Annotated in this window: 17 protein-coding genes; 10 read left to right on the plus strand and 7 right to left on the minus strand. The window is 73.6% G+C overall.

Going from position 1 to position 25288, the window contains the following annotated elements; genetic code table 11:
• Positions 1 to 14 precede the first annotated feature (14 nt).
• The 4 genes from ABD223_RS18575 to ABD223_RS18590 are packed head-to-tail and all read left to right on the plus strand — an operon-like array spanning position 15 to position 5826.
• Entirely contained in the window at positions 15 to 1391 is a 1377-nt protein-coding gene (locus tag ABD223_RS18575) for a hypothetical protein (protein WP_344037533.1), read from the plus strand.
• On the plus strand, positions 1388 to 3139 hold the full coding sequence (locus ABD223_RS18580) for a carbamoyltransferase family protein (RefSeq protein WP_344037534.1): 1752 nt from the start codon (positions 1388 to 1390) through the stop codon (positions 3137 to 3139). Before ABD223_RS18575 ends, ABD223_RS18580 begins: the two co-directional genes overlap by 4 nt.
• Positions 3140 to 3149: 10 nt before the next feature.
• Entirely contained in the window at positions 3150 to 5150 is a 2001-nt protein-coding gene (locus ABD223_RS18585; protein WP_344037535.1) for a hypothetical protein, read from the plus strand.
• A 31-nt stretch (positions 5151 to 5181) separates the two neighbouring features.
• Positions 5182 to 5826 (plus strand): AAA family ATPase, encoded by a 645-nt coding sequence (locus tag ABD223_RS18590; protein WP_344037536.1) that lies wholly within the window; start codon positions 5182 to 5184, stop codon positions 5824 to 5826.
• A gap of 9 nt (positions 5827 to 5835) precedes the next feature.
• Here the strand turns inward: ABD223_RS18590 and ABD223_RS18595 are convergent, their stop codons facing one another.
• A complete protein-coding gene (locus tag ABD223_RS18595) occupies positions 5836 to 6582 on the minus strand; it encodes an AraC family transcriptional regulator (protein ID WP_344037537.1) in 747 nt (248 codons plus the stop codon).
• Positions 6583 to 6636: 54 nt separating this feature from the next.
• Here ABD223_RS18595 and ABD223_RS18600 point away from each other — a divergent pair, with 54 nt between their 5' ends.
• Positions 6637 to 7812, plus strand: coding sequence for an MFS transporter (locus ABD223_RS18600; RefSeq protein WP_344037538.1), 1176 nt, complete (start codon positions 6637 to 6639; stop codon positions 7810 to 7812).
• A 771-nt stretch (positions 7813 to 8583) separates the two neighbouring features.
• A complete protein-coding gene (locus ABD223_RS18605; protein WP_344037539.1) occupies positions 8584 to 10185 on the plus strand; it encodes an ABC-F family ATP-binding cassette domain-containing protein in 1602 nt (533 codons plus the stop codon).
• Positions 10186 to 10225: 40 nt separating this feature from the next.
• On the opposite strand, the gene ABD223_RS18610 is transcribed toward ABD223_RS18605, so the two are convergent.
• The gene (locus tag ABD223_RS18610) at positions 10226 to 11263 is read right to left on the minus strand and encodes a methyltransferase (protein ID WP_344037556.1); all 1038 of its coding nucleotides are present in this window, start codon (positions 11261 to 11263) and stop codon (positions 10226 to 10228) included.
• A gap of 164 nt (positions 11264 to 11427) precedes the next feature.
• On the opposite strand from ABD223_RS18610, the gene ABD223_RS18615 reads away from it, so the two are divergent.
• A complete protein-coding gene (locus ABD223_RS18615) occupies positions 11428 to 11700 on the plus strand; it encodes a hypothetical protein (RefSeq protein WP_344037540.1) in 273 nt (90 codons plus the stop codon).
• A gap of 46 nt (positions 11701 to 11746) precedes the next feature.
• On the opposite strand, the gene ABD223_RS18620 is transcribed toward ABD223_RS18615, so the two are convergent.
• Positions 11747 to 13822: a sigma-70 family RNA polymerase sigma factor gene (locus tag ABD223_RS18620; protein ID WP_344037541.1), complete on the minus strand. Its 2076-nt coding sequence runs from the start codon at positions 13820 to 13822 to the stop codon at positions 11747 to 11749.
• A 264-nt stretch (positions 13823 to 14086) separates the two neighbouring features.
• Here ABD223_RS18620 and ABD223_RS18625 point away from each other — a divergent pair, with 264 nt between their 5' ends.
• Together ABD223_RS18625 and ABD223_RS18630 are read left to right on the plus strand one after the other, a co-directional pair.
• Positions 14087 to 15529 (plus strand): pectinesterase family protein, encoded by a 1443-nt coding sequence (locus ABD223_RS18625; RefSeq protein WP_380649056.1) that lies wholly within the window; start codon positions 14087 to 14089, stop codon positions 15527 to 15529.
• A 49-nt stretch (positions 15530 to 15578) separates the two neighbouring features.
• Entirely contained in the window at positions 15579 to 16994 is a 1416-nt protein-coding gene (locus ABD223_RS18630) for an RICIN domain-containing protein (RefSeq protein WP_344037543.1), read from the plus strand.
• A gap of 49 nt (positions 16995 to 17043) precedes the next feature.
• On the opposite strand, the gene ABD223_RS18635 is transcribed toward ABD223_RS18630, so the two are convergent.
• Positions 17044 to 20355 (minus strand): DUF4082 domain-containing protein, encoded by a 3312-nt coding sequence (locus ABD223_RS18635; protein WP_344037544.1) that lies wholly within the window; start codon positions 20353 to 20355, stop codon positions 17044 to 17046.
• Positions 20356 to 20529: 174 nt separating this feature from the next.
• Positions 20530 to 21567, minus strand: a complete 1038-nt coding sequence (locus ABD223_RS18640; RefSeq protein ID WP_344037545.1) for a LacI family DNA-binding transcriptional regulator — start codon at positions 21565 to 21567, stop codon at positions 20530 to 20532.
• Between the two features lie 191 nt (positions 21568 to 21758).
• Between ABD223_RS18640 and ABD223_RS18645 the strand changes: the two genes are divergently transcribed.
• On the plus strand, positions 21759 to 22757 hold the full coding sequence (locus ABD223_RS18645) for a substrate-binding domain-containing protein (protein WP_344037546.1): 999 nt from the start codon (positions 21759 to 21761) through the stop codon (positions 22755 to 22757).
• Between the two features lie 36 nt (positions 22758 to 22793).
• On the opposite strand, the gene ABD223_RS18650 is transcribed toward ABD223_RS18645, so the two are convergent.
• Positions 22794 to 23462, minus strand: a complete 669-nt coding sequence (locus tag ABD223_RS18650; RefSeq protein WP_344037547.1) for an endo-1,4-beta-xylanase — start codon at positions 23460 to 23462, stop codon at positions 22794 to 22796.
• Between the two features lie 288 nt (positions 23463 to 23750).
• On the minus strand, positions 23751 to 25178 hold the full coding sequence (locus ABD223_RS18655; protein ID WP_344037548.1) for an RICIN domain-containing protein: 1428 nt from the start codon (positions 25176 to 25178) through the stop codon (positions 23751 to 23753).
• Between the last annotated feature and the right edge of the window lie 110 nt (positions 25179 to 25288).

Consider the following 25288-nt stretch of genomic DNA (forward strand, 5'->3'; position numbering starts at 1 on the left):
AGATGGGGGACGGCGTGACGATCTACCACTGGACCCGGCCTGCTCCGGGCGCGGGCGGGGCCGGAGCGGGCGCATCCGCCCGGACCGACCTGGTCCGCGAGCTGTTCGGCCTCACCGAGGACCGCTTCACCGACATCCCGGTCCTCGACGCGGTCCCGCTGGGTCGCGCCGGCATCACCTACGTCACCGGGTTCTCCGGCACCGGCAAGTCCAAGCTGCTGGAGCTGTTCCTCCGGGACAACCCGGACGCGTGGGTGCCGGAGGAGCCCGAGGACGACCGGCCGCTGATCGAGCTGTTCGACCTGGAGCTGCCCGACGTGCTGGCGCTGCTGGGCCGGGTCGGCCTCGGCGAGGCGTTCGTGTTCCTCACGCCCTACCGGCGGCTCTCCGACGGCCAGCGCGCCCGCGCCCGCCTCGCCCTGGCCTACGCCAAGGGCAAGGAGCTCCTGGTCGTCGACGAATTCCTGTCCACAGTAGACCGGACGACGGCGGCCATCGTCGCGTACGGCTTCCAGAAGTTCTGCCGGCGCAACGGCATCTCGGCCGTGGTCGCCACCGCCCACGAGGACCTGGCCGAGGCGCTGGCCCCGGACGTGCGGATCACGCTCGACCACAACGGGAGCAAGGTGGTGGAGGAGCGGCCGGTGCCCGCGCCGGCGCGGCCCTTCGCCGGGCGGATCGTCGTCGAGCGGGGAACCGTCGAGGACTACGAGGCCCTGTCGCGGTTCCACTACATGGGCGGGCTGGAGGTGCCGGAGAGCGCCTACGACATCGACGTCCACGTGGTGCGGGTGAACGGGATCGTGGCCGGCGTGCACGTGACGTCCGCGGCCTACCCGCGCAGCTGGGCGCGGCACGCGGTGTTCGCCGAGGTCAACGAGCACCTGACGATCTCGCGGCGCACGGTAGTGCACCCGACCTTCCGCGGCATCGGCATCGCCGCGGTCCTGAGCGACCCCGAGCTGGCCCGCCGGGACCGCGTGTTCGGCCGGTCCGCCCTCCAGCGGTTCCAGCCGTTCATGCTCGGCGCGGGCTACGAGCCGGTCGACGTCGCCGAGAACCGGCCCACCGCGCTGAGCGCGGCGGCCGACGACCTGGTCCGCCGCCTCGACGCCGGCGACCTGCCCGAGGACGAGCGCGACCGGGCCACGACGGTGCTGCGGGACCGGGCGGTCGAGCTGCTGGTGCTGGAGTACGAGCAGTACCGCGAGCTGGCCGGGCTCGACCCGGTCGGCGACCGCGACGCCGCCGCGGTGCGCCGCTGGTTCACCCGCTGCGTCGAGGTGCTGGACACCGACGGCCTGGTCGCCGCGGTCCGCGCCTTCCCGATGGCGGGCTTCCTGGGCGTGAAGGACTCCGCCCGCGTGCTGAGCGGGGTGGGGCGGCCGTGATCGTCGTCGGCGTCTCCGCCCTCTACCACGACTCCGCCTGCGCGGTCTACGTCGACGGCGAGCTGGTCGCCGCGGCGCACGAGGAGAGGTTCAGCCGGGCGCGCTTCGACCCGGCCATGCCGGTGCGGGCGTTCCGCTCCTGCCTGCGCCGGGCCGGGGTCGGCGTCCACGAAGTCGACCTGGTCGGCTACTACGAGCAGCCGCGGGAGAAGCTGGCGCGGCAGCTGTGGACCGACCTGCCCCGGCACGTGGTGGGCCGGCCGGCCGCGCTGCTGCGGCTCGACGCGTCCCGGCCGCTGCGCGAGATCCGCGACCTGCTCGGCTACGACGGGCCGGTCGAGTTCGTCACCCACCACGAGGCGCACGCCGCGTCCGCGTTCTACTGCTCGGGGTTCCCCGACGCGGCGGTCCTGGTGGTGGACGCGGTGGGCGAGTGGTCGACCACCAGCCTCGGCCGGGCGGGCGAGGACGGCGTCGAGGTCTTGGAGGACGTCCGGTTCCCGCACTCGCTCGGGCTGCTCTACAGCACCCTGACCAGCTACCTGGGCTTCTCGGTCAACAGCGACGAGTACAAGGTCATGGGCCTGGCGCCCTACGGCACGCCCCGCCACCGCGACGCCATGGACGCGCTGGTGACCGAGCACGAGGGCGGCTTCGCCCTCGACCTCGACTTCTTCGACTTCGCCGACGACCGCCGCATGTACACCGACGCCCTGGTGGAGGCGCTCGGCGTGCCGCCCCGGGAACCGGGGGACGACGTCACGCGGGAGCACGAGGACCTGGCCGCGAGCGTGCAGTCGCTGCTGGAGTCGTTGCTGCTCAAGCAGGTCGACCGGCTGCACCGGCTCGTGCCGTCGCCCCGCCTGTGCTACGCGGGAGGGGTGGCGCTCAACTGCGTGGCGAACTCCGTCATCCGCGCGAAGGGGCCGTTCCGCGAGGTCTTCGTCCAGCCGGCCGCCGGTGACGCCGGGTCCGCGATCGGCGCGGCGGCGCTCGTGGCGCACCGCGCCGGGCGCCGGCCGACGCGCGAGCGCCTCGTGGACGTCCGCCTCGGCTTCGCCGAACCGGCCGGCGCGTGCCGGGCGCTGCTCACCGGCGCGGGCGTCCCGTTCACCGACCTCGGCTCGGACGCGCGCCTCGCGGACGCCGTGGCCGGGCGGCTGGCCGGCGGCGCGGTGGTGGGCTGGTTCCAGGGCGCGGCCGAGTTCGGCCCCCGGGCGCTCGGCTCGCGGTCGATCCTCGCCGACCCGAGGGACGCGGCCATGCGGGACCGGATCAACGCGCTGGTGAAGAAGCGGGAGGCGTTCCGGCCCTTCGCGCCGGCCGTCGCGGCCGAGCGGGCGGCGGAGTTCTTCGAGCTGGACGTGCCCTCGCCGTTCATGCTGGAGACGGTGCGGGTGGTGCCGGGGATGGAACTGCCGGCGATCACCCACGTCGACGGCTCGGCGCGGGTGCAGACCGTCGACGCGGCCGTCGACCCGCGCTTCCACGCCCTGCTGACCGCGTTCGGCGACCGCACCGGCTACCCGGTGCTGCTCAACACCTCGTTCAACATGCGCGGCGAGCCGATCGTGAACACCGCCGGGGACGCCCTGGCGTGCTTCCTGCGCTCGGACCTGGACGTCCTCGTGCTCGACGACCTCGTCGTGGACCGGGCCGACGTGCCGGAACGCCTGCGCCGGCGGTTGGCGGACGTCGCGCCGTACCGGGCGCCGTCGATCAGCGAGTCGGTCTACACGTTCTTCTGAGGAGGCACCCGTGCGCGAGCACGACGACCGCGTGGCCAGGGCGAACCGCCTCGCCGCGCTGTTCGGGGACGAGGCCGGGGCGCGGGCCCTCGCGGAGGCGCAGAAGGCCGCCCACGTGGCGCCCGACCCGCGGGACTGGACCGCCGAGCCCTCGGGGAACCGCGTCGGCATCTGGCGCGTGGTCGCCGGTCCGGGCGGACCCGGGCTGCGCCGGGCGAACGCGCCCGCGGCGATCCGCCGGCTGTGGGCCGACGCGCCGGAGGTCGGGGGCAAGGGCGACCGCGCGCGGGTGGTGCTGATCGGGGAGTCGGTGGCCCGCGGCTACCTGCTCGACCCGGTGATCACGCCCGCGGCCGCCCTCCAGGCCGCGCTGGACCGCTGCGCGCCCGGCGCGCACCAGTGCGTCGACCTGGCGCGCACGGGCATCGAGATCCGCGAGCTGTCCGCCGTCGTCCGGGACCTGCCCGCGCTGGAGCCGGACGAGGTCGTCCTGGTCGCGGGCAACAACTGGTCGATGCACTCGTTGACGCACAACGAGTGCGACGCCCTGGCCGACGCGCTCGACCGGGACGGCGCGGAGGGCATGAGGGCCGCCTACGCGGAGGTCGTCGTCGCCCGTCGCGTCGAGCGGTTCCTGTCCCAGCTCCAGGGCGTCGCCGAGCGCTCCGGCGCGCGGGTGACCGTCGTCGTGCCCGAGTTCAACCTGACCGAGTGGGAGGACCTGCCGCTGCTGCCGCCGCCGCTGGCCCCGGCCCCCGTGCTGGAGCGGTGGCGGTCGGCGCGCGAGCGGCTGGCGGAGGCCGGCGTCGCGGGCCGGTGGGCCGAGGTGGTCGCGCTGGCCGACGAGCTCGCCGGGCTCGACGGGTTCGCCGCCGCGGCCGAACGCGCCAGGGGCCGGGCGCTGTCGGCCCTCGGCGACCACGCCGCCGCGCGCGCGGCCCTGGAACGCGCCCGCGACGCGGCGACCGGCCTGCTCGTCCGGCACACCCCGCGGGCGACCCGCCAGGTCCAGGACGCGCTGCGCGCCTTCGCCGCCGCGCACGGGCACCGGCTGGTCGACCTGACCGCGGACCTCGCCGACCCCCGGACGGGCCTGCCCGACCCCGCGCACTTCCTGGACTACTGCCACCTCGCCCCGAGCGGGATCGCGATCCTCGCCGCGAGGCTCGCCGGAGCGCTCACCGGGCGGCCGGTGGGACCGGAGCGCCCCGGCACGCCGGAGGAGGTCGCGGCGGGGCACGTCCTGGCCGCGTCGCACAACGCCTGGCTGGGGCAGCGGGGACCGGTGCTGCGCCGCCACCTCGCCCTGGCGGCGGAGGCCGGGCCGGCTGCCCGCGCCCACGTCCAGGACCTGCACCGGCTCGTCCACGACGACGTGCCGGCGTGGACGTCGGAGGCGTTCGACCGGATGTGCTCGGCGCACCGGCACGCCGACCGCTACTTCGCCGCCGCGGCGCTGGGCTCGTTCCGGCAGATGCGGCAGACCGACCTGGCCGGCGTCCTGCGCGACCTCGTCGGCCCGCCGCCCGCCGGCGGCCACGTCCCGGAGCACGACCTGGTCGCCGACCGCCAGGACGGCGCGCAGGCCCTCACCCACGGCCGGGAACCGGCGTTCTTCCGGTGCCTGGAACCCCGGTTCGGCGCGAGGCTGCACTGCGCGCACGGCGGCGTGCTGCGGCTGGTGTACCGGACCCCGCACGGGACCGGGGCCGGCGAGGTGCTGCTGGACGGGCGCGCCGTCGCCGTCCTGCCCGCGAGCCGGTCGTGGCGGGAGGCGGACGTCCCGGTCGGACCGGCCGCCGGCCCGGACCCGGTGCTGGAGATCAGGTGGCCGACGCCGGACGCGGACCTGCCCGCCGCCCGCACCGCCGCCGTGGACTCCCTGCGGCGGGCGGAACCGCCCCTGCTGCACCTCGCCTTCGGCGACCTGTCCGAGGCCACCCTGAGGTGCGCGCACGAAGAGCCGCGGACGACCGCGCGGGACGCAAGCCCGGCGGTGGGCGCGCGGTAACCTCGAACGGGAGGCCGTGAGGGGGGTGGGCATGCCGGCGGACGCCGTCGCGGCGCGCGAGCGACTGCGGCACGTCTACTGGATCGGCGGCGGCAGCGGCGCGGGCAAGTCGACCGCGGCCCGCCGCCTCGCGGAGCGCCACGGCCTGGCCCTGTGCTCCACCGACGACCTGATGGCCGACCACGCCCGCCGGCTGGCGCCGGGGGAGTCGCCGCACCTCCGGCGGTTCGCCGCCATGGACCTGGACGAGCGGTGGGTGACCCGGTCCCCGGCGGCCATGCTGGACACCTTCCACTGGTTCCGGGGCGAGGGGTTCGGGCTCATCGTGGAGGACCTCCTCGCGCACGCGGAGGAGCCCGGTGTCGTCGTCGAGGGCTTTCGGCTGCTGCCCCGCCTCGTGGAGCCGCTCCTGGCCGAACCCCGGCACGCCGTCTGGCTCCTGCCGACGCCCCGGTTCCGCCGGGCGGCGTTCGAGAGCCGGGGCTCCCTGTGGGAGATCGCGAACCGGACCGGGGACCCGCCCCGCGCGCTGGCCAACCTGCTGGAGCGGGACCGCATGTTCACCGACCGCCTGCGCGAGGAGGCGGGTGCGCTGGACCTGCACGTGGTCGAGCTCGACACCGGGGTGGGCGAGGACGGGCTGGTCGACCGCGTCGAGCGGCTGTTCGGCCTCTGAGACCGGGGGTCAGCCGCGGCGGTGGGACGCGCCGGGGGTGTGGCCGAACGAGCGGCGGAAGACGTCGATGAACGCGCTGGCCGACGACCACCCGCAGCGGTGCGCCACCGCGGTCACCGGCACGTCGTCGGCCAGCAGGCGCAGGGCGTGGTAGAGGCGCAGCTGGGTGCGCCACTGCGGGAAGGTCATGCCCAGGTCGGCGCGGAACAGCCGGCTCAGGGTGCGCTCGCCCACCCCGACGGACGCGCCCAGCTCGGCCAGGGTGCGCGGGTCGGCCGGGTCGTCGTGCAGCGCGGCGCACAGCTCCACCAGCCTGGGGTCCCGGGGTGTCGGCAGCTGGACGGCCCGCCGGGGAGAGGCGCGCAGCTGGTCCAGCAGCACGCCGCGCAGCCGCCGCCGCTCGGGGCGGTCCTCGTCCGGCTCGCGGGTGTAGGCGACGATCAGCTCCCGCAGCAGCGGGCTCACGGCGAGCACGGTCGGCTCGCGCAGGCCGAGCGGGTTGGTCCGGGCGGGCAGGCCGACCAGGTGCAGGTCGACCCGGCCGTGGGCGCGGTGCGCGTGCGCGGTGCCCGCGGGCACCCAGATCGCCTGCGTCGCCGGGGCGAACCAGGTGCCCGCGCCCGTCGTCACCGCGACCACGCCGGAGGCGGCGTAGGCGATCTGGTGCTCGTCGTGGCGGTGCGCGTCGATGCCCGCCGACGGTGGCAGCCGCCGGGTCCGCGTCGGGGCTCGCGGCAGGTGGCGGATTTCCGGCATGAACTGGCACTTTATCGGAAGCGGGACAGCGGTCGCAGCGGCGAGGCTCCGGGCATGGTGAAGAGTTCCCGCCACCGCGGCGGTCCGGTGACCCTGCTGTCGGTCGGTCACGCGTGCGTCGACGTCTACCAGGGTTCCGTGGCCGCGCTGGTGCCGTTCCTCGTGTCCGAACGGGCTTACCCCTACGCGGCCGCCGCCGGCGTGGTGCTGGCCGCGTCGCTGCTGTCCTCCGTCGTGCAGCCCCTCTTCGGGGTGCTCACCGACCGCCGGTCGGTGCCGTGGCTGCTGCCGGTGAGCACCCTCGCCGCCGGCGTCGGCATCGCCCTGTGCGGCCTCACCGGGCAGTACGCGCTCACCCTGGCGGTCGTGGCCCTCTCGGGCGTCGGGGTGGCCGCGTACCACCCGGAGGCCGCCCGCGTCGCCAGGATCGCGGGCCGCGGCGACGACCGGGCGATGAGCTGGTTCAGCCTCGGCGGCAACCTCGGGTTCGCCGCCGCGCCGCTGCTGGTCTCCGGGGTGGTCGGGACCGGTGGCCTGGCCGCGTCACCGCTGCTGGTGCTCCCGGCGGTCGCCGGCGCGCTGCTCTGCGCGGCCGCGCTGCGGTCGACGGGCAGGCGGCAGCCACCCGGCGCCGACGCGTCCCGGTCCCCGGCGGGCCGCGACGACCGCGCGTCGTTCGCGCGGCTGTCCGCCGCGATCGCCTGCCGCTCCGTCGTCTTCGTCGGCCTGGGCACGTTCATCTCCCTGCACGCCGGGCAGCAGGTCGGCGGCGCGACCGCGGTCGCCACCACGGCCCTGTTCCTCTTCTACGCGGGCGGCGCGGTCGGCACCGTGCTCGGCGGCCGGCTGGCCGGCCGGTTCGGCAGGCTCCGCGTCGTGCGCTGGTCCTACGCCCTGACCGCGCCGGCCGTCGCCGGCGCCGTGCTCGTGCCGGGGCCGCTGCTCCTGCTGTTCGCGGCGGTGACCGCGGTGGGCCTGTCGGTGCCGTTCTCGCTGCACATCACGCTCGGCCAGGACTACCTGCCGCGCCACCCCGGCACCGCGAGCGGCGTGACGCTCGGCCTCGCGGTGAGCGTGGGCGGCGTCGCGGGCCCGCTGGTCGGCGCGCTCGCCGACGCGACCTCCCTGAGGGTGGCCCTGGTCCCGCTGATCGCGCTGCCCGCGCTGGGGTGGCTCTTCCTCCGCACCCTCCGCGAACCCGACCGCCACCTGGATCGGCCTTCTTCGTGAGGTGAGCGCGGATCGCGCAGCCCGCCGGGCTCGGCCGGATCACGCGCACCGCACTTAAAGAACCGGCGTAGGAAGAATGAGGTCCACAGCGACCCGCGTCGCAAAGGTGACCCGGCGTCGGGTCCGGTGTTCATCGCGGGTGTCCTCAAAGCCTTGCAGCCCATGAATTTCACCGATCTTTTTCGGATAGTGGAGATCCGGCACGACGAGTAGCGCCGCCGCCGTACTCGACTGAGCGGCCCGGGCCTGACTCGACAGCCAACCCTCGGACCGGCCTGCCGGGTCGAGCAGTCTCGGGCCCGACTGGTACGTCACCGGGATCACGTGCCGGACGTGACCGCAGACGTAGCTGGAGCCGGTGTCCCCCACCCGGACCCCAGCGGCCGGGTTGGGGACAGGTACCGACCACCGCGTGATCCCACGGGGGGCACCAAACGGTCGCCACCCGCCACACCTGCCTGCACCAGGCCGCTACAGGCCGCGCTGACCAGCATCAACGTCGGTGGACCCACCAGGGGCCCATAGGTTCGACTCCCGGGGCTCGGACTTCGCGGAGCAGTGCTGGAGGTCATCGGTGGGCGCGGCGACCTCTGGTGCCCTGACGGGGCACGGGGTAATTCGGGTGCGCCGGTCCGGGTGCCTGGCCTAGCCTGGCGGTCGTGATGCAGCAACTGTTCTTCCTCTGAGGGGCGACGCCTCCACCGGTACCGCGAACCCGCCGTACCGGACCTCGCCCTTCCTGCTCATCACCTCTCGCGGAGGCAGTTCCCCATGTCGTCCCACCTCTCGCCCGCGCTCGTGCGCGCGGCACACGTCCGCGCGTCGGACGTCCACGTCTCCTTCGGCGGGCGGCCCGTGCTCGCCGGGGTCGACCTCGTCGCCGCCCAGGGCGACCGGCTCGCCGTGGTCGGCGAGAACGGCCGCGGCAAGACCACCCTGCTCCGGGTGCTCGCGGGCAGCCTGCCCGCCGACCGCGGCGAGGTGCGCCGCGCGGGTTCGGTCGGCGTCGCCGACCAGCAGCTACCGCTCGGACCCGCCGACACCGTCGGGGACCTCGTCGACCTCGAACTGGCCGCCGCGCGCGACGCCCTGGCCCGCCTGGACCGCGCCGGCGACGCGCTCGCCGAGGGCAGTCCCGGCGCGGACGACGCCTACGCCGCCGCGCTCGCGGAGGTCGAGGCGCTGGACGCGTGGGACGCCGACCGGCGGGTCGGGGTCTCGCTGGCCGCGCTGGACGCCGTCACCGACCGCGCCCGCCCGCTCGGCGCCCTCTCGGTGGGGCAGCGCCACCGGGTGCGGCTGGCCTGCCTGCTCGGCGCCGGGCACCCCGTGCTGCTGCTCGACGAGCCGACCAACCACCTCGACGCGGGCGGGCTCGACCACCTCACCGAGCGGCTGCGCGCCCACCCGGGCGTGGTCGTGCTGGTGAGCCACGACCGGGCGCTGCTCGCCGACGTGGCCACCGCGGTGGTCGACCTCGACCCGTCCGGCGACGGCCGGCCGCGGGTCTACGGCGGTGGCTACGCCGCCTACGTCGAGGGTCGCCGCGCCGAGCGCGCCCGCTGGGAGGCGTCGCACGCCGAGCAGGTCGCCGAGCGGCAGCGCCTGGCCGACGACCTGTCCGCGGCGCGGAACCGGCTGCGCGACAACTGGCGGCCGGACAAGGGCCACGGCAGGCACACCCGGGCCACCCGCGCGCCGGGCCTGGTCCGGGCGGTGCACCGGCGGCAGGAGGAGCTGGCCGCGCACGTGGTGGCGGTCCCGCCGCCGCCGACCCGGTTCGCCATGCCCGACCTGCCGGGTCGTCGCGGCGCGACCCTGCTGCGGGCCGCCGCGGTGACCGTGGCCGGCAGGCTCGCGCGCCCGGTCGACCTGGCGCTGGAGGCCGGTGACCGGCTCGTGGTGACCGGGCCCAACGGCGCGGGCAAGTCGACCCTGCTGGCCGTGCTGGCGGGCGACCTGGAGCCGGGCGCGGGCACGGTCACCCGCGCCCCGTCCGTGCGCGTCGGGAGGCTGGGCCAGGAGTCCGACCCGCCGGGCGGGCGCACGGCGGCCGAGCTGTACGACGAACGGCTCGCCCGGTCGGGCGGATCAGGTCCGGGGCTGGGCGAGCTGGGCCTGCTCAGCGGCCACGACGGTCGCCGGCCGGTGTCCGAGCTGTCGGTCGGCGCCCGGCGGCGGCTGGACCTGGCCCTGGTGCTGGCCGGCCGCCCGCACGTGCTGCTGCTGGACGAGCCGACCAACCACCTGTCGGCCGCGCTCGTCGACGAGCTGACCGCCGCGCTCGGGTCCACCCCGGCCGCGGTGGTGATCGCCACGCACGACCGGCAGCTGTTGCGCGACACGGCGTCCTGGCCGCGACTGCCCCTGTGAGGCCCGGAACCGCCCGCGGCGGGGCCCCGTCGCGGGCGGTTCACCCGGCGGCGAGCCGGAATTCGAGCAGGCAGCGCTGGTCGGTCAGCTCGGTCACGGTGTCGAGGACCAGGCCGTGCGGCGCGGCGAGCGCGCGGAACTCGTCGAGCCGGCGCTCGCGACCGCCGAAGATCACGAGCATGGCCAGGTCGAACTCGCTCTCGGACCGCAGCCCGCCGACCGGTTCGAGGACCAGGACGCGCCCGGACGGCCGGGCGGCCTCGGCGCAGCGGCCCAGGACGAGGTGGGCGTGCTCGTCGTCCCAGTTGTGGAGGATGTCGACCAGCAGGTAGGCGTCCGCGCCGGCCGGGAGCGGGTCGAAGAAGCTCCCCGCCGTCACCCGCGCCCGCTCGTCGAGGCCGTGGGCGTGGAAGGTGCGGCGGGCTCCGGCGGCGGTCGCCTCCAGCTCGACGAGGTGACCGCGCACCCCGGGGTGCGCGGCCAGGATCGCGGCGAGCAGGCCGCCCCGGCCACCGCCCACGTCGACGACGGTGGCGAACCGGGACCAGTCGACGCCGGCGACGACCCGCGGCACCTGCTCGTGGAACCGGTGGGTCATCTGCCGGTCGAACGACTCGCGGAGGCCCGGGTGCTCGTCCAGGTCGGCCCAGAAGTCCCGCCCGTAGCGGTGCGGGTAGCCGGCCCCGCCGGTGGTGACGCTGTGGGCGAGTTCGACGAAGGCCAGTTCGGCGCGGCCGCCGGCGGCGCCCAGGTGCAGGCGGTCGACCAGGCCGTTGCCCGCGTCGGAGCGGAGGTTCGCGCCGAACGCGGTCGTCCGGTAGCCGGTGGGGGCGCGCTCGACGATCCCGAGGGTCACGAGGTGGCTCAGCAGCAGTTCGAGCGCGACCGGGTCGACGCCCAGGTCGGCGGCGAGCGCGCCGGCGGGGAGCCCGTCGGCGGGGCTGCCGTTGCCGGGGTCGTCGGTGGGGCTGCCGTCGCCGGGGAGCCGGTCCGGCAGGCCCAGGGTCACCGCCACCCGCAGCGCCATCGGGGTGGCCAGCCCGGCCATGTCGAGGATCTCGCGCGTGTTGTCCCGCATCACGTCGACCCACTTTGTCAGCCTTGTCAAAGGGAAATCGGCCGTGTCAACCCATAGGGTGGTCGCACATCAGCCATAATTACCACTTCAGTGCAGATCGAACACTATCGGTATCGACGGTGGTATCTCGATCAGGTGAGGCCGCCGGTGCGGATCATGACGCCATGACCAACGCCCCCACCGACCGGCGCGAGCAGCTGGTGGCGCTGCTGACCGTCCACGCCATGACCGACGAGCAGGCCCGCGAGCACGACCACCCGCTGATCCGGGCGCAGGCCCGGATGGAACCGCAGAACCGGCGCGTGGCCGACGTGTGGCTGCTCAACCGCCTGACGGTGCGCCACCGCGAGCTGGGGTGGCGCGGCACGCCGCCCACCTACACCGAGGTGCTGGCCTACCGCGCGGAGCAGGCGGAGGCCGCGCGGGGGACGGACTGAGCGGCGTCCTGCCCCGTGCGGCCGGTCCTCGGTCGGGCCGCGCGGTTCAGCGCGCGGCGGTCATGGGTGCGCCGACCGAGGGGTCCCTGGTGTTGACGAGGTAGTCGGTGGCCGGCAGGGAGCCGTCGGGTGGGCGCGGGCCTTCGGCGGTGCCGGGGTCCAGGCTTCGCAGCACGTGGGTGCCCCAGCCCGGTCCGTCCCAGGTGTTGCCCTCCTCGGGGACGCGGCGGGTGGGCACGACCTGTTCGCGGTTGCCGAAGGAGAAGTTCCGGCGCACCGAGGAGCCCGAGTCGCCGAGGGCGAAGCCGTCGCCGGCGTTGCGCAGGGCGCTGTTGCCGGTGAACTGCCGCGGTGCGGGGCCGTTGGCGGCGAAGCCGTGGCCGTTGTTCTTCCACGCGGCGCTGCGGGTGATCACGTGCGCGCCGGCGCCGCCGAGGTCGAAGCCGTGGCCCGAGCCGCTGGTGGCGGGCAGGGACCAGCGGTTGACGCCGTTGCCGTAGGCCCAGGTCGAGTCGATGGCGATCGGGTCGGTGAAGTCGTCGACGGCCAGTCCGTCGTCGACGTTGCCGGAGGTGCGGCAGCCGCGCACGAGGTTGCCGGTGCCCGAGCCGGGTCCGAGGGTCAGGCCGTCGGCGTGGCGGCCGGTGGGGTCGCGGTTGTCGTGGAGGTCGCTGTCGAGGACCTGGTTGTCGGTGGTGCCGGCGCCGTGCAGGTGCAGGCCGGTGCCGAGGTTGTCGTGGATCGAGAGGCCCTGGAAGGTGGTGGCGCGGCAGGACTGGCACGAGTAGGCGGTGCCGTTCGCGCCGCTGATCTCCAGGCCGCGCAGGGTCCAGTGCGCGGCCCGCTGGGTGATGAACGGGCCGTTCGGCACGGCGCTCGCGTCGAGGACGGCGTGTTCGCCCGCCGGGCTGGTGAGGGTGATGGGGTGGTCGGGGGCGCCGCTGGTGGTGATCACCACGGGTGCGGTGGGTCGGTGGGTGCCGCCGCGCAGGTAGACGGTCTGTCCCGGTCGTACCACGGACACGGCGTGGGCCAGGGAGGCGAACGGGGCGGTTTCGGTGCCGGCGGCGGTGTCGTCGCCGGTGGGGGAGACGTAGAGGGCCGTCGGGGTGGCGGTGGTGGAGGGCGGGGTCGTGCCGGGGGAGGGGGGTGTGGCGCCGGGTGGCGCGTCCGCGTGGGCGGAGGTGGTGGGCAGGGCGGTGTCGTGGCGCGGTTCGTCCTCGGCGGGCAGCGGGGTGATCCACACGGTCAGCGCCACCGCGGCGGCGCCGGTGAAGGGGATCGCGATCGCGGGTTTGGTCCACAGCAGGTCGGGCAGCCGGCCGAGCAGGCCGGTGTGCGCGGGCGCCTGGGTCAGGGCGGGGGTGGCGGCGAGGACGCCGATGCCCAGCGCGAGGTGTTCGGAGGAGGTGCGCGGCGCGCCGGCCGCCGTGCACGCGGGGCAGTCGCGCACGTGGCGGGCGAGGCGCTTGAGCCACCGCCGGTCGGGTGCGCCCGTCCAGGTCCGGCCGGTGTCGGCGAGGCCGGGGCAGCGGGGTGTGGCCCGCCAGGCGTGCAGCACCGTGCGTGCGGTCAGCAGCCGTTCTTTCACGCGTTGCACGCGCACCGCGGTGTGCGCGGTGCTGAGTTCCAGGGCTTCGGCGACCTCGGTGCGGGTCAGTTCGCCGTTGACCTCCTGCCACCACAGCGCGAGCACCCGCTGCTCGTCGGGTTCGAGCCACCGGGTGGCGTCGAGCAGGTCTCGTCGTTCCCGGGCGACCGCGACGCGGTCGACGGCGTCTTCCGCCACCCGGGCGCGGGGGTCGGGCGCGTCGGCGGCCTCGTCGAGGGGCAGGCGGCGGGCGAGGGTGGCCCGGCGGCCGCGGGTGTGGTTGCGGACCTGTCGGATGGCGGTGGTGACGATCCACGCGCGGAACCGCTCCGGGTCGTTGAGGGCGGGCAGGCCGCGCACCACGCGGAGCATGGTCTCCTGCACCACGTCGTCGGCTTCCGGGTCGCCGGGCAGTGCCCGGCGGACCACGTTGCGGACCAGTGGCAGGTAGGCGGTGACCAGGTGGTCCAGTGCTCGTCGGTCGCCTGACCGGGCGGCCGCGACGACGTCGGGGTCGACTTCCGCCACCACGTCGCCGCCTCTCGTCCTGCCGGTCGCCCGGGGTGTCGTGCGATGCGGTCGCAGAGGCTCGCACAGGTGCCGGCGGGTTGTAAAGATCGTCGAACCGTTCGACGGCCCCGGCGCCCTTCACGGGGAGCGTTAGTCCGAACGAGTGAACCACACCGGTTTGTGTTATCGCTAACAGGCCGGGGGTGTCTGTGCACCCGAGCCCTGCCCGCGGCCCTGCCCGGGGCGGGTTCACCGTCATCGACGCCGGTTGAGGAAGGAATCCCCGTGCTCGGCAGAAGCGGAAAGACCGGCTCCCCGCGGGGGAGCACCGGGAGAGGGGCGGCGCTCCTGGCCCTGCTCCTGGGCTTGACGACCCTGACGTCGCCCCCTGCCACCGCGGCCACCCCCGCGGCGGGCTCGACGTACCAGGTCAGCGTGAGGAACAGCGGGAAGTGCCTGGACGTGGTCAACGGTGCGCCGGAGGACGGTGTGCCGGTGCACCAGTGGGATTGTTGGAACGGGGCGATGCAGCAGTGGGTGCTGCGCGGTTCGGGTTCGGGCACGTTCGCCCTGGTGAACGTGGCGACGGGCAAGTGCCTGGACATCGCTTATGGCACGACGGAGTTGTTCGTGCAGGCGCAGCAGTGGGATTGCTGGGACGGTGTGATGCAGCAGTGGCGGTTGACCGCTTCGGGCAGCGGCACCTACCGGTTGGTCAACGCGCAGTCGGGTTTGTGCCTGTCGAACAAGGACGCGGGCAAGGACAACGGGGTGGCGGTGGTGCAGGAGACCTGCACCGCCAACTCCAACAAGCAGTGGCTGTTCACCCCGGTCGCCTCGGCGCAGCAACCGATCGTCGCCGCGGATGGCACCGGCCGCCACCGCAAGGTCCAGGACGCGGTCAACGCCGTGCCCGCCAACTCCGGCCGCACCGTGATCACGATCAAGGCGGGCACCTATCGCGAGGTGGTGACCGTGCCGGCGAACAAGCCCGACATCACCTTCCAGGGCCTGGGCTCGTCGCCGTCGCAGACCGTGATCGTGTTCAACAACAGCGCGGGCACGCACGGCACGTCCGGCAGCGCCAGCGTGTTCGTCAACGGCGCGGGCTTCGAAGCGACCAACCTGACCATCTCCAACGACTTCGACGAGAACTCGACCTCCAGCGGTCACCAGGCGGTGGCGCTGCACCTCAACGCCGACCGCGCGGTGTTCCGGACCGTGCGGCTGCTCGGCGACCAGGACACGTTCCTGGTCAACGACAACACCCGCGCCTACATGGTCGACTCCTACGTCGAGGGCACCGTCGACTTCATCTTCGGCGGTGGCACGATGGTCTTCGACCGCACCACCGTCCACGAGAAGCGCACCTCGGGCGGCCCGATCACGGCGGCCAGCACCCCGGCCGCGAAGAAGTACGGCTTCCTGTTCCACCGCTCCACGATCACCGGCGCGGCGAACAACGTCACCCAGCTCGGCCGCCCGTGGCGACCCGACGCGCAGGTCCTCTACCGCGAGTCGACCCTCAACGCCACCGTCAAGACGGCGCAGCCGTGGACCGACATGTCGGGCAACTCGTGGCGCAACGCCCGATTCCTGGAGTACCGCAACACCGGGTCCGGCGCGGGCTCCAACTCCAACCGCCCGCAGCTGAGCGACGCCCAGGCCGCGGAGTACACGCCGCAGAAGTACCTGGCCGGCAGCGACGGCTGGAACCCCGTCCGTTGAGAGACCCCGTTCGCCGAGACCCCCTTCATCGAGACAAGGACGTCCACCGATGAGAACCAAGTTCCTCGCGGCGTGCGTGACCGCGATGAGCCTCGCCGCGCTCACCGCGGCGGCACCCGCCGCCCAAGCCGCCGTCCCGACGGCGGGCTCGACCTACGCGATCAGCGTGAGGAACAGCGGGAAGTGCCTGGACGTGGTCAACGGTGCGCCGGAGGACGGTGTGCCGGTGCACCAGTGGGATTGTTGGAACGGGGCGATGCAGCAGTGGGTGCTGCGCGGTTCGGGTTCGGGCACGTTCGCCCTGGTGAACGTGGCGACGGGCAAGTGCCTGGACATCGCTTATGGCACGACGGAGTTGTTCGTGCAGGCGCAGCAGTGGGATTGCTGGGACGGTGTGATGCAGCAGTGGCGGTTGACCGCTTCGGGCAGCGGCACCTACCGGTTGGTCAACGCGCAGTCGGGTTTGTGCCTGTCGAACAAGGACGCGGGCAAGGACAACGGGGTGGCGGTGGTGCAGGAGACCTGCACCACCAACTCCAACAAGCAGTGGCTGTTCACCCCCGTGACCGGCAGCCGCACCTGGTCGAACACCCCCGACGGCTTCGCCGGCGCGGCGGGCACCACCGGCGGCGCGGGCGGCCAGACCGTCACCGCCACCACCTACGCCGACCTCGTCCGCTACGCCTCGGCCACCACCCCGTACACCATCAGGGTCGACCGGGCCATCACCGTCACCCCCTACGGCACCGAGGTCAAGGTCGCCTCCAACAAGACGATCGTCGGTGTCGGCACCGCCGGGCAGGTCGTGAACGGCGGCTTCAACCTCACCGACGCGTCCAACGTGATCATCCGGAACCTGACCATCCGCGACACCCGGATGGCCTCCGACGACCCGGACGACAAGGACTTCGACTACGACGGCATCCAGATGGACAACTCCCGCAACATCTGGATCGACCACAACACCATCACCCGCATGAACGACGGCCTGATCGACAGCCGCAAGGACACCACGAACCTGACCGTGTCGTGGAACGTGCTGGCGGAGAACAACAAGTCGTTCGGCATCGGGTGGACCGACAACGTCACCTCCCGCATCACGATCCACCACAACTGGATCCACGACACCAACCAGCGCAACCCCAGCACCGACAACGTCGCCTACGCGCACCTCTACAACAACCACATGCAGAACATCACCGGCTACGGCAACTACGCCCGCGGCGGCACGAAGATGGTCATCGAGAACACCTACTACGACCGGGTGAAGGACCCGTACTACCGCGACGACACCGCCCAGCTGCGCCAGTCCGGCAGCGTCGTGGTGAACTCCACGGGACAGCGGGAGACGGGCGGCAACGCCTTCGACCCGCGCTCCTTCTACGCCTACACCCTCGACCCGGCCGCGGACGTGCCGGCGCTGCTGCGCACCAACACCGGGCCGCAGGCCGGCATCGGGCTGTGACCGGTGCGCCGGTGGGCGGGACGGACCCCGCCCACCGGCGCACCCCGCGCTACGGGGTCGTGGTGAAGACGACGTCGACCCAGAAGTTGTGGCCCGTGGCGGTCCTCGGGAACGCCGGGTAGCCCTGGATCCGGCCGGACATCCCGTTGGGCGAGGCGGGGGCCACCAGCTGCGGCGTGGTCACGTCACCGGCCAGGAAGTAGTTCGTGTTCTCGGAGTAGTTGCCCTGCACCGTCTCGTACAGGGCCAGGTAGGTCGTGCCGGCGGTGACCGGCACCGGCGTGGCGAACGACACCGACTGCCACCCGGTCGCGGTCTCGTCCGTGAAGGTCGCGGACGCGAGCCCGGTGCCGTCCGGCAGGGCCAGCCCGCCGACGTGCCGACCGCCGTTGGCCGCCGACTTGTAGTACTTCACACCGGTCACGAGACCGTCGGTGGTCGGGACGAAGTTGACGCCCAGGGTGATGCCGCCGTAGTAGGTCTGCTGCTGCACCTGCGGCACCGCCGCCTCGCTGAACAGCGAGCACGGGCACGGCGGGTTGCCCGTGGTGTAGGACCACGTGGTGGCGCCCGCCGCGATGTTGCCGTAGACGTCGCCCGCCCGCACCGCCGCGGTGTACGTCGTGGTCCGGACCAGCGGCGCGGCCGGTGTCCAGACCAGCGTGCGGTTCCCGTTCGCCCGGGTCAGGGCGCCGCGCATGGTGACACCGCGAGAGTCCCGCACCTGGAACGTCGAGTCGACCTCGCTGACCGGCTCGTCGTAGGTGATCGTGAGCGGTTCGGCCAACCCGACGTCCGCGCCGCCGTTCGCGGGCGTGTGCGCGGTGTGGACCGGCGGCGTGACGTCCTCGAACGGCGTGAGGTCCACGTCGACCCAGTAGTTGGCGCCGCTCCACGAGCGGTTCGGGAACCCGCCGCCGGGCATGAACACGCCGGCCTGGTTGCCGTCCGCCGTGCTCAACGGCCCGGAGACGACCTGGGAGCGGTTCAGGAAGTAGTACTGGTTGGCCGAGTAGTGGCCGTGGGGCGCGGTGTAGGAGGCGACGTAGGTCGTGCCGCTCCTGATGGCCACGGGCTCGGCGAAGGTCAGCGACTGCCAGCCCTCCGCGGTCTCGCCGGTGAAGGTGCCGGTCGCGAGCCGCTCGCCGGTGGCGGTCCACAGCGAGCCGGTGTGCGTGCCGGTGTTGCCCGGTCCTTTGTAGAACCGGACGCCGTTGACCCAGCCGCCGCGCGCCGCGGAGAACCGGACGCCCAGCTCGTACAGCCCGCCGTCGTTGGCGGACGGGGTGTTCGGCACGGTCGCCGTGCTGAACAGCGAGCACGGGCAGACCGCCGCGGTCCGGGTGGTGAACACCGTCGAGCCGGAGGAGCCGGCCAGGGCGTTGCCGTTGACGTCGGCGGCCTCCTGCCGGATCCAGTAGCGGCTGCCGGGTTTGAGCGCGCCGTTCGGCCTCCAGGTGACGGTCTCCCGGTCGTCGGAGAAGGTCAGCGCCCCGTGCAGCGTCGCCGCCCCGTCGTCGACCATGTGGACGATCACGGACTGCGGGTCGACGGGCTCGCTGAACACGAGCGTCACCACCGGGTCCAGCGACACGCCGACGTCGCTCTGGTTGGGTGTGCGGCTGACGAGCGCGGGCGGGGTGGTGTCGCCGTTGAGGCCGGTGCGGTAGAGGACGTCGACCCAGTAGCTCGACGCGAGGTGACCGGTGGTCGGGAACCCGCCGCCGTAGCTGAACACGCCGTTGGGACCGGCGACGCCGTCGACGACGGCGATGACCGGGCCGAGGCCGGACTGCCCCCGGAAGTAACCCTGGGAGGCCGAGTAGTGGCCCTCGGGCGCGAAGTAGGACGCCACGTAGGGGGTGTTGGCCTCGACGGGCACCGGCTGGTCGAAGACCAGCGTCTGCCACCCGGCCGCGCTCTCACCGCTGAAGGCGCCGGTCGCCAGGAGCGTCCCCGTCGAGGTCCAGAACGACCCGGTGTGCGTGCCGTTGTTGCCGGGCCCCTTGTAGAACCGGACGCCGGTCACCTCGCCCCGGCCGGAGAACCGGAACCTGGTGCCGACCTCGATCGGCCGCGGGTCGTCGGAGGAGGGCACGAGCGGCGCGTCCAGGTCGCCCCACAGCGAGCAGGGGCACCCCGCCGTCCGCGGCGTGCCGGTGGTGAACCGCCAGGTGTGCTCGGCGGTCCGGTTGCCCGCGGCGTCGCGGACCCGCACCACCGCGGTGAACGCGGCGCCGTGGAGCAGCGCGGCGCCCGGGGTGAACTGGGCGGTCTTCCCGTTGCCGGTCAACGAGACCGCGCCGGCCACCCGGCCGGCCGGACCGGTGAGCGTGAACTCGACCTGGCCCGGCGCGAGCGGCTCGTCGTAGGCGGCGGTCACCGCGCCCCACGGTGCGACGCTCGTCGCGCCGTCGAGCGGCGTGGTGCCGAGCAGGTCGGGCGCCCTGGTGTCCGCGCCCGGCTCCGGCGCCCACACCACGTCGACCCAGTAGTTCGTGTCGGAGAAACCGGTGTTCGGGAACCCGCCGCCCGCGCGGAACACGCCGTTGGGCCCGTCGACACCGGTCTGGAGGCCGGTCAGCGGTTCCAGGTAGCGGGACGACCGGGCGAAGTAGTCCCGGTCGTAGGAGTAGCGCCCCTTCGGGGCGAAGTAGGAGGCGACGTAGGTGGTGTCGCGGGCGACCGCGACGGGCGCCGCGAAGACCAGGGTCTGCCAGCCGCTCGCGGTCTCGCCGCGGAACGTGCCGGTCGCGAGCCGCTCGCCGGAGGCCGACCACAGGGAGCCGGTGTGCGTGCCGGTGTTGTCGGGTCCCTTGTGGAACCGGACGCCGCGCACGTGCCCGTCCGTCGTCGACCGCCACTTCACGCCCAGTTCGAGCGCCGCGCCCTCCGCCGCGCTCACCGCGGTGGGCACGTCGGAGTCGGACCACAGGCCGCACGGGCAGGTGCGGGCCGCGACCGGGGTCTCCGCGGACGCCTGGCCGACCGCCTCGCGCGCCGCGTCCAGGGCGCGGACCCGCAGTTGTGCGGTCCCGGAACCCGTTGGTGTGAACGTGTGGCTCCACGTGGTCTGCCCGACCCGCCACCCGGCGGGGGTCCACGCCACGCCACCGTCGGTGGACACCTCGACCGCGGCGACCGGGCTCTCGTCGGTGACGGTGCCGGAGAACGCGTACGGCGCGCCGACCGCCGCCGTGCCCGGGACGTCGGTGAAAGCGGTCGTCGTGCTCGCCGCCGCCACCGGGGCCCGCTCCGCGCCACCCCGCGCGACCACCAGCGCGGCGGTGACCACCACGGCCGCCCACAACCTGGCCGGCGCCGCACCGGATTTGTGCCGCGCCGCATCGAATAAGGACATCCGGACCCGCCCTCTTCCGCAGGGCCCTGACGACCCTGGTCCCTTCCGGGATCGAGCCGCCGGACGACGCCGTTACCGCCCTGGTGCCGGTGGCGCGAGGGGTTCGTCCGTCACGCGGCACCGGGTGACGCGCGCGGAGTCCTCCACCGGTGGACCCGGGCCGGCCGGCCGAGGTCAGCGGGAAGGGGGCGCGGTGCTGGCGCGCACGACCAGCTCGGTGGCGAACAGCGAGCGGTGCGGTGTGGCGGCGGCGCCCTGCGCGAGGTCGATGACCATGCGGGTGGCGGTGGCGGCCATGTCGCGCAGCGGCTGGCGCACGGTGGTGAGCGCGGGGATCGCCCACGTCGCGGTGGGCAGGTCGTCGTACCCCACCACGCTCAGGTCGTGCGGTATGCGCAGGCCCAACTGGTGCGCCGCCTGGTAGACGCCGATCGCCTGGGCGTCGTTGAACGCGAAGACGGCCGTGGGCGGGTCGGGGAGGGTGAGCAGGTCGAGGCCGTGGGTCAGGCCGTCTTCGAGCTGGAAGTCGCCCACGCGGACCAGCTCGGGGTCGATCGCCACGCCGGCGGTGTCCAGGGCGGTGCGGTAGCCGTCCAACCGCGCCCTGCTCGGCAGCGACAGCGCCGGCCCGGTGATCGCGGCGATGCGCCGGTGCCCCAGGAGCAGCAGGTGGCGCGTGGCGGCCAGGCCGCCGCCCCAGTTGTCACCGGTCGCGGAGGGCAGGTCGGGATCGATCTCGCCGACGGGGTCGACGAGCGCGAGGGGGATCTCCCGGTTGCGCAACTGGTCCTGCTCGGCGGGCGGCGGACCGGAGAGGACGGCGACCACGCCCGTGGGACGCCGGGCGATGACGGCCTCGATCCAGTTGCGGCCGGGCACGTGGTCGCCGTGCAGCTCGGACACGACGAGCGCGAGCTGGTGCTCGACGGCGACGCGTTCGACCCCCTTGATGACCTCCATGCCGTACGCGCCCCTGATCTCGGGCAGGACCAGTTCGACGATGGTGGCGCGGGTGACCTTCTTCTGCCGGCGGTAACCGTGCTCGTGGATGAGGTTCTCCACGGCGGCGCGGGTTTCGGGCGCGACGTCGGCGCGGCCGTTGACGACCTTGGACACGGTGGCGGTGGAAACCCCGGCCAGGTCGGCGATCTGGGCGATGGTCGCGCTGCCGCGGTCGGGGGCGTCCTGCGCGGGTTTCGACGCCGAGGTCATGGCCGGAGTGTAACGCCGTCGAAAGTGGCGGTGATCGTTCTACGCCGAACGCCGCCGGCGCGGCGAAACACTCCGCAACATCGCGTCTCAACGGGTGTCCGCCGGTTCACGACGTACCGTGGTGGGTCGGGGCGCGGCCGTCCTCCTGGCGTTCCCCGACCCACCGGACCACCTCTCGGACAGGGACAGCCATGAGCACGTCGCCGCAGCCGTGGAGCACGGGCGCGCCGCGGGTGCCCGCCCAGCGGGCGGGGGCTGCCGCCAAGCCCGCCATGGCGGGTTCGGGTCGAGGCGTGGAGCGCCACCCGCACCGGACCGCGCCCGACCGCCTGCCGGCCCGGCCCGCGCTGCTGGAGCTGGTGTTCGACCACATCCACTCCGAGTGGGCCATGGAGATCATCCGCGGCGTCGAGCAGGTGCTCTCCGCCGAGCAGGCCGCGCTGGTGCTGTCCGAGCTGGGCGGCGACCACCGGCCCCGCGACGACTGGTTCGACGACCTGCTCGACCGCCGGCCGCTCGGCGTGGTCCTCGTGGTGGTCGAGCTGGACGACCGGCAGCGCCGGCTGCTGACCGAGGCGGGCATCCCGTTCGTCTTCGTGGACACCGCGCAGGAGCAGCCGCCGGACGTGCCGGTGGTGGGCTCGGCGAACCGGTCGGGCGGCCTGGTCGCGACCCGCCACCTGATCGAGCTCGGGCACCGGGGCATCGCGGTGATCTCCGGGCCGGTCAGGCTGCTGTGCAGCCGCGCCCGCGTGGAGGGCTTCCACGCCGCCCTGGCCGCCGAAGGGCTCGCCGCGGCGCCCGACCACGTCCGCTACGGCGAGTTCCGGGCCACCAGCGGCTACCGGCACGGCCTGGAGCTGCTCGACCGCCCCGACCACGACCGGCCGACCGCGATCTTCGCGGGCTCGGACTACCAGGCGCTCGGCGTCATGCGCGCGGCGCACGAGCTGGGCCTGTCGGTGCCCCGGGACCTGTCCGTCGTCGGCTACGACGACCTGTCCATCAACGAGTGGAGCGGCCCGCCCCTGACCACCGTGCGGCAGCCGCTGCGCGACATGGGCGCCGTGGCCGCGAAGATGGCCATCACCCTGGCCCGCGGGCAACGACCGCCGTACCCGCGGATCGACCTGGCCACCGAGCTGGTGATCCGGCAGAGCACCGCGCCGCCGGGGGTCGGGGCCCGGTGACGAGGCAGGTCGCCTCGCCACCGGACCGGGCGAACGTCAGCCCGCCCGACAGGTGGGGGAAGGCCAGTTCCAGTTGCCGCCGTGCTGGACGGTGAAGCCGAACGCGTTGCCGTTGCCGTTGGGGCGCGCGGTCATCACGTTGCCGCTGGAGTCCCAGGTGGCGCTGGTGTTCCAGGTGGCGACGACCTTCTGCGGCGAGGTCAACGTGACCGTGACGACCCGGTTGTCGGTGCCCGAGACGGTCACCTGGCCGTTGAAGCGGTCATTCCACTTCTGGCCCTCGGAGTAGGCCGCGGTGCAGCCGCCGCCCGGGTCGGTCGGGGTGGTCGGGGTCGTCGGGGTGGTGCTGGGTGAACCTTCGTTCAACGCGTCCAGCGTGGCGTTGTAGGCGGCTTTCTTGTTGCCGGAGCCGTCGAAGAGCAGCGGGGTGCCCGAGGCGCGCCAGGAGTCGGTGTCGCGCACGCCCCAGACGGTGATGCCGGAGCTGGTCACGGTGCCGGTGACGCTGGAGGGCTTGGCGGGCTTGTCGCCGTAGACGTAGCGCTCGGCCAGCTCGCGGATCTCCGCCCGCCGGCACCGCCAGTCCGACTTCGACGTGATCCGCTGCCCGTTGATCCTGGTGAACGGGTCCGGCAACCGCGAGTTCGACGCCGTCGACCCCGGCAACGACACCGGGCAATCCGCCCCGTCGTCCTCCACCGCCATGACGCCCACATCACCGGCTGATGATCACCAGTGCTCTCCTGTGAGACGAGGTGGGTGAGGACCGCGACACCGATCAGTGATCACGTACCGACTGCTTAAAGTTTCGGTCCGGTCATCGAAAGGTGGTAACACCGCTGCGTCTCAGTCACTGGTGGGATCGGAGATCGGGTCAGGTCCACCGTCATATTCGCCAAGGAAGTCGGGGTCAGGGCCGAAAGCGAGAGTCGAAAGTTTCGGTCAGCGTTGCGCGCCGGGGCGGTCGGTCGCGACCGCCCCGGCGGACCGGTGTCAGGCTCCCGCCCGGCTCCACTGCTGGTTGTTGCCGCCGTTGCAGGCGTACTGCTTGATCAGCGCGCCGTCGGCGGACGAGCCGCTGACCACGTCGAGGCACTTGCCGCTGTGCCGGGCGACGACGCGGACGTAGCCGCTGTCCGCGTCCTGGAACTGCCACTGCTGGTTGGTCCCGCTGCCGCACGTCCACTGCCTGACGACGGCCCCGTCGGCGGTGGACTGGCCGTCCACGTCGAGGCACAGGGCGCTGTGGCGGGCCACCAGCCGGTAGTAGCCGTCGCCCGTGCCCTGCGCCTCCCACCGCTGGTTGTTGCCGCCGTTGCACGGGTACTGCTTGACCTGCGCCCCGGTGAGCTGGCTGGAGGAGGGGACGTCCAGGCACTTGCCGCTGTGCCGCGCGGTGAAGGTCTGGGCGGGGGAGGACACCGGGGTCACCGCGCCCGTCGCGGTGTCGATGGTCAGCCGGGAGGCGTAGCTCATCGACATGGTGGTGTTGCTGGGGAAGGTCAGCGGCAGCCACACGTACCGGGAGTCGTTGACCCGGCCGTCCCACGCGCCGGCCCACCGGTCGCCCAGGTACAGGTACGAGGTGGTCTGCGAGCCCTGGACGGGCAGCACGAACGCGGCCTGCGAGCCGTAGGCGGTGCCGTCGCCGACGTTCGCGAGCGCGCTCCACGTGCCGGCCACGCTGGTGGCGGTGGCGTACTTCTGCTGGTTGGGCGCCCAGCCGGTCGCGCCGGAGGTGAGCAGGAAGTACACGCCGTTGCGCTTGAACATCGCGGGCGCCTCCCGCCAGGAGCCCGGCCACAGCACGTGCACCCTGGTGCTGACCTGGCGGTAGTCGGGGGTGAGCCGGTAGACGTGCAGGTCGGCGTTCTCGCGGGCGGCGGAGATCATGTAGCCGGTGCCGTCGTCGTCGCGGAACAGGGTGATGTCGCGCGACATGTGGCCCTGCGGGCGGAAGCTGCCGTGCCAGGTGTAGTCGCCGTCGACGGTGGCGGAACTGGCCACGGCCGCCCTCGCCTCGCCGTAATCGCTGCCGTTCTCCTTGTGCATCCACATCACGAAACGGCCGGTGGAATTGTTGTAGATCACTTTCGGGCGTTCGATGTTGGCCACCGCCAACTCGGGGTCGGACGACTGCGTCAGCACGTTCCGGCGGAATTCCCAGGTGCGCAGGTCGGTGGACCGGTAAACCGAAACCGCGCGGAACGTGTTGTCCGCGTTCCGGTTTTCGCCGAACCAGTAGTAGTACGAGTCGACCTTGATGACACCGCCGCCGTGCGCGTGCACGACCTGGCCCGACGTGTCGACGAACTGCGTTCCGTTGGTGATCGTCACGGGTGCCGCCTCGGCCTGCGGTGCCAGGAGGCCACCGAGCAGGAGGGCCGACAAAACGGCGATGAAGCCACGGCGTTGTGGCACGACAACTCCTTGCGGGGGGTGTCCCTATGTGGTTGTCAAGCCGCAGCCGGCGTGGGAGCGGTGTCGGGGTGTCGGTAGTGGGTCTTGGTGCGGAGCATGGCGAACAGGAC

This window comes from Saccharothrix xinjiangensis (genome assembly GCF_039527585.1).
Classification (GTDB): Bacteria; Actinomycetota; Actinomycetes; order Mycobacteriales; family Pseudonocardiaceae; genus Actinosynnema; species Actinosynnema xinjiangensis.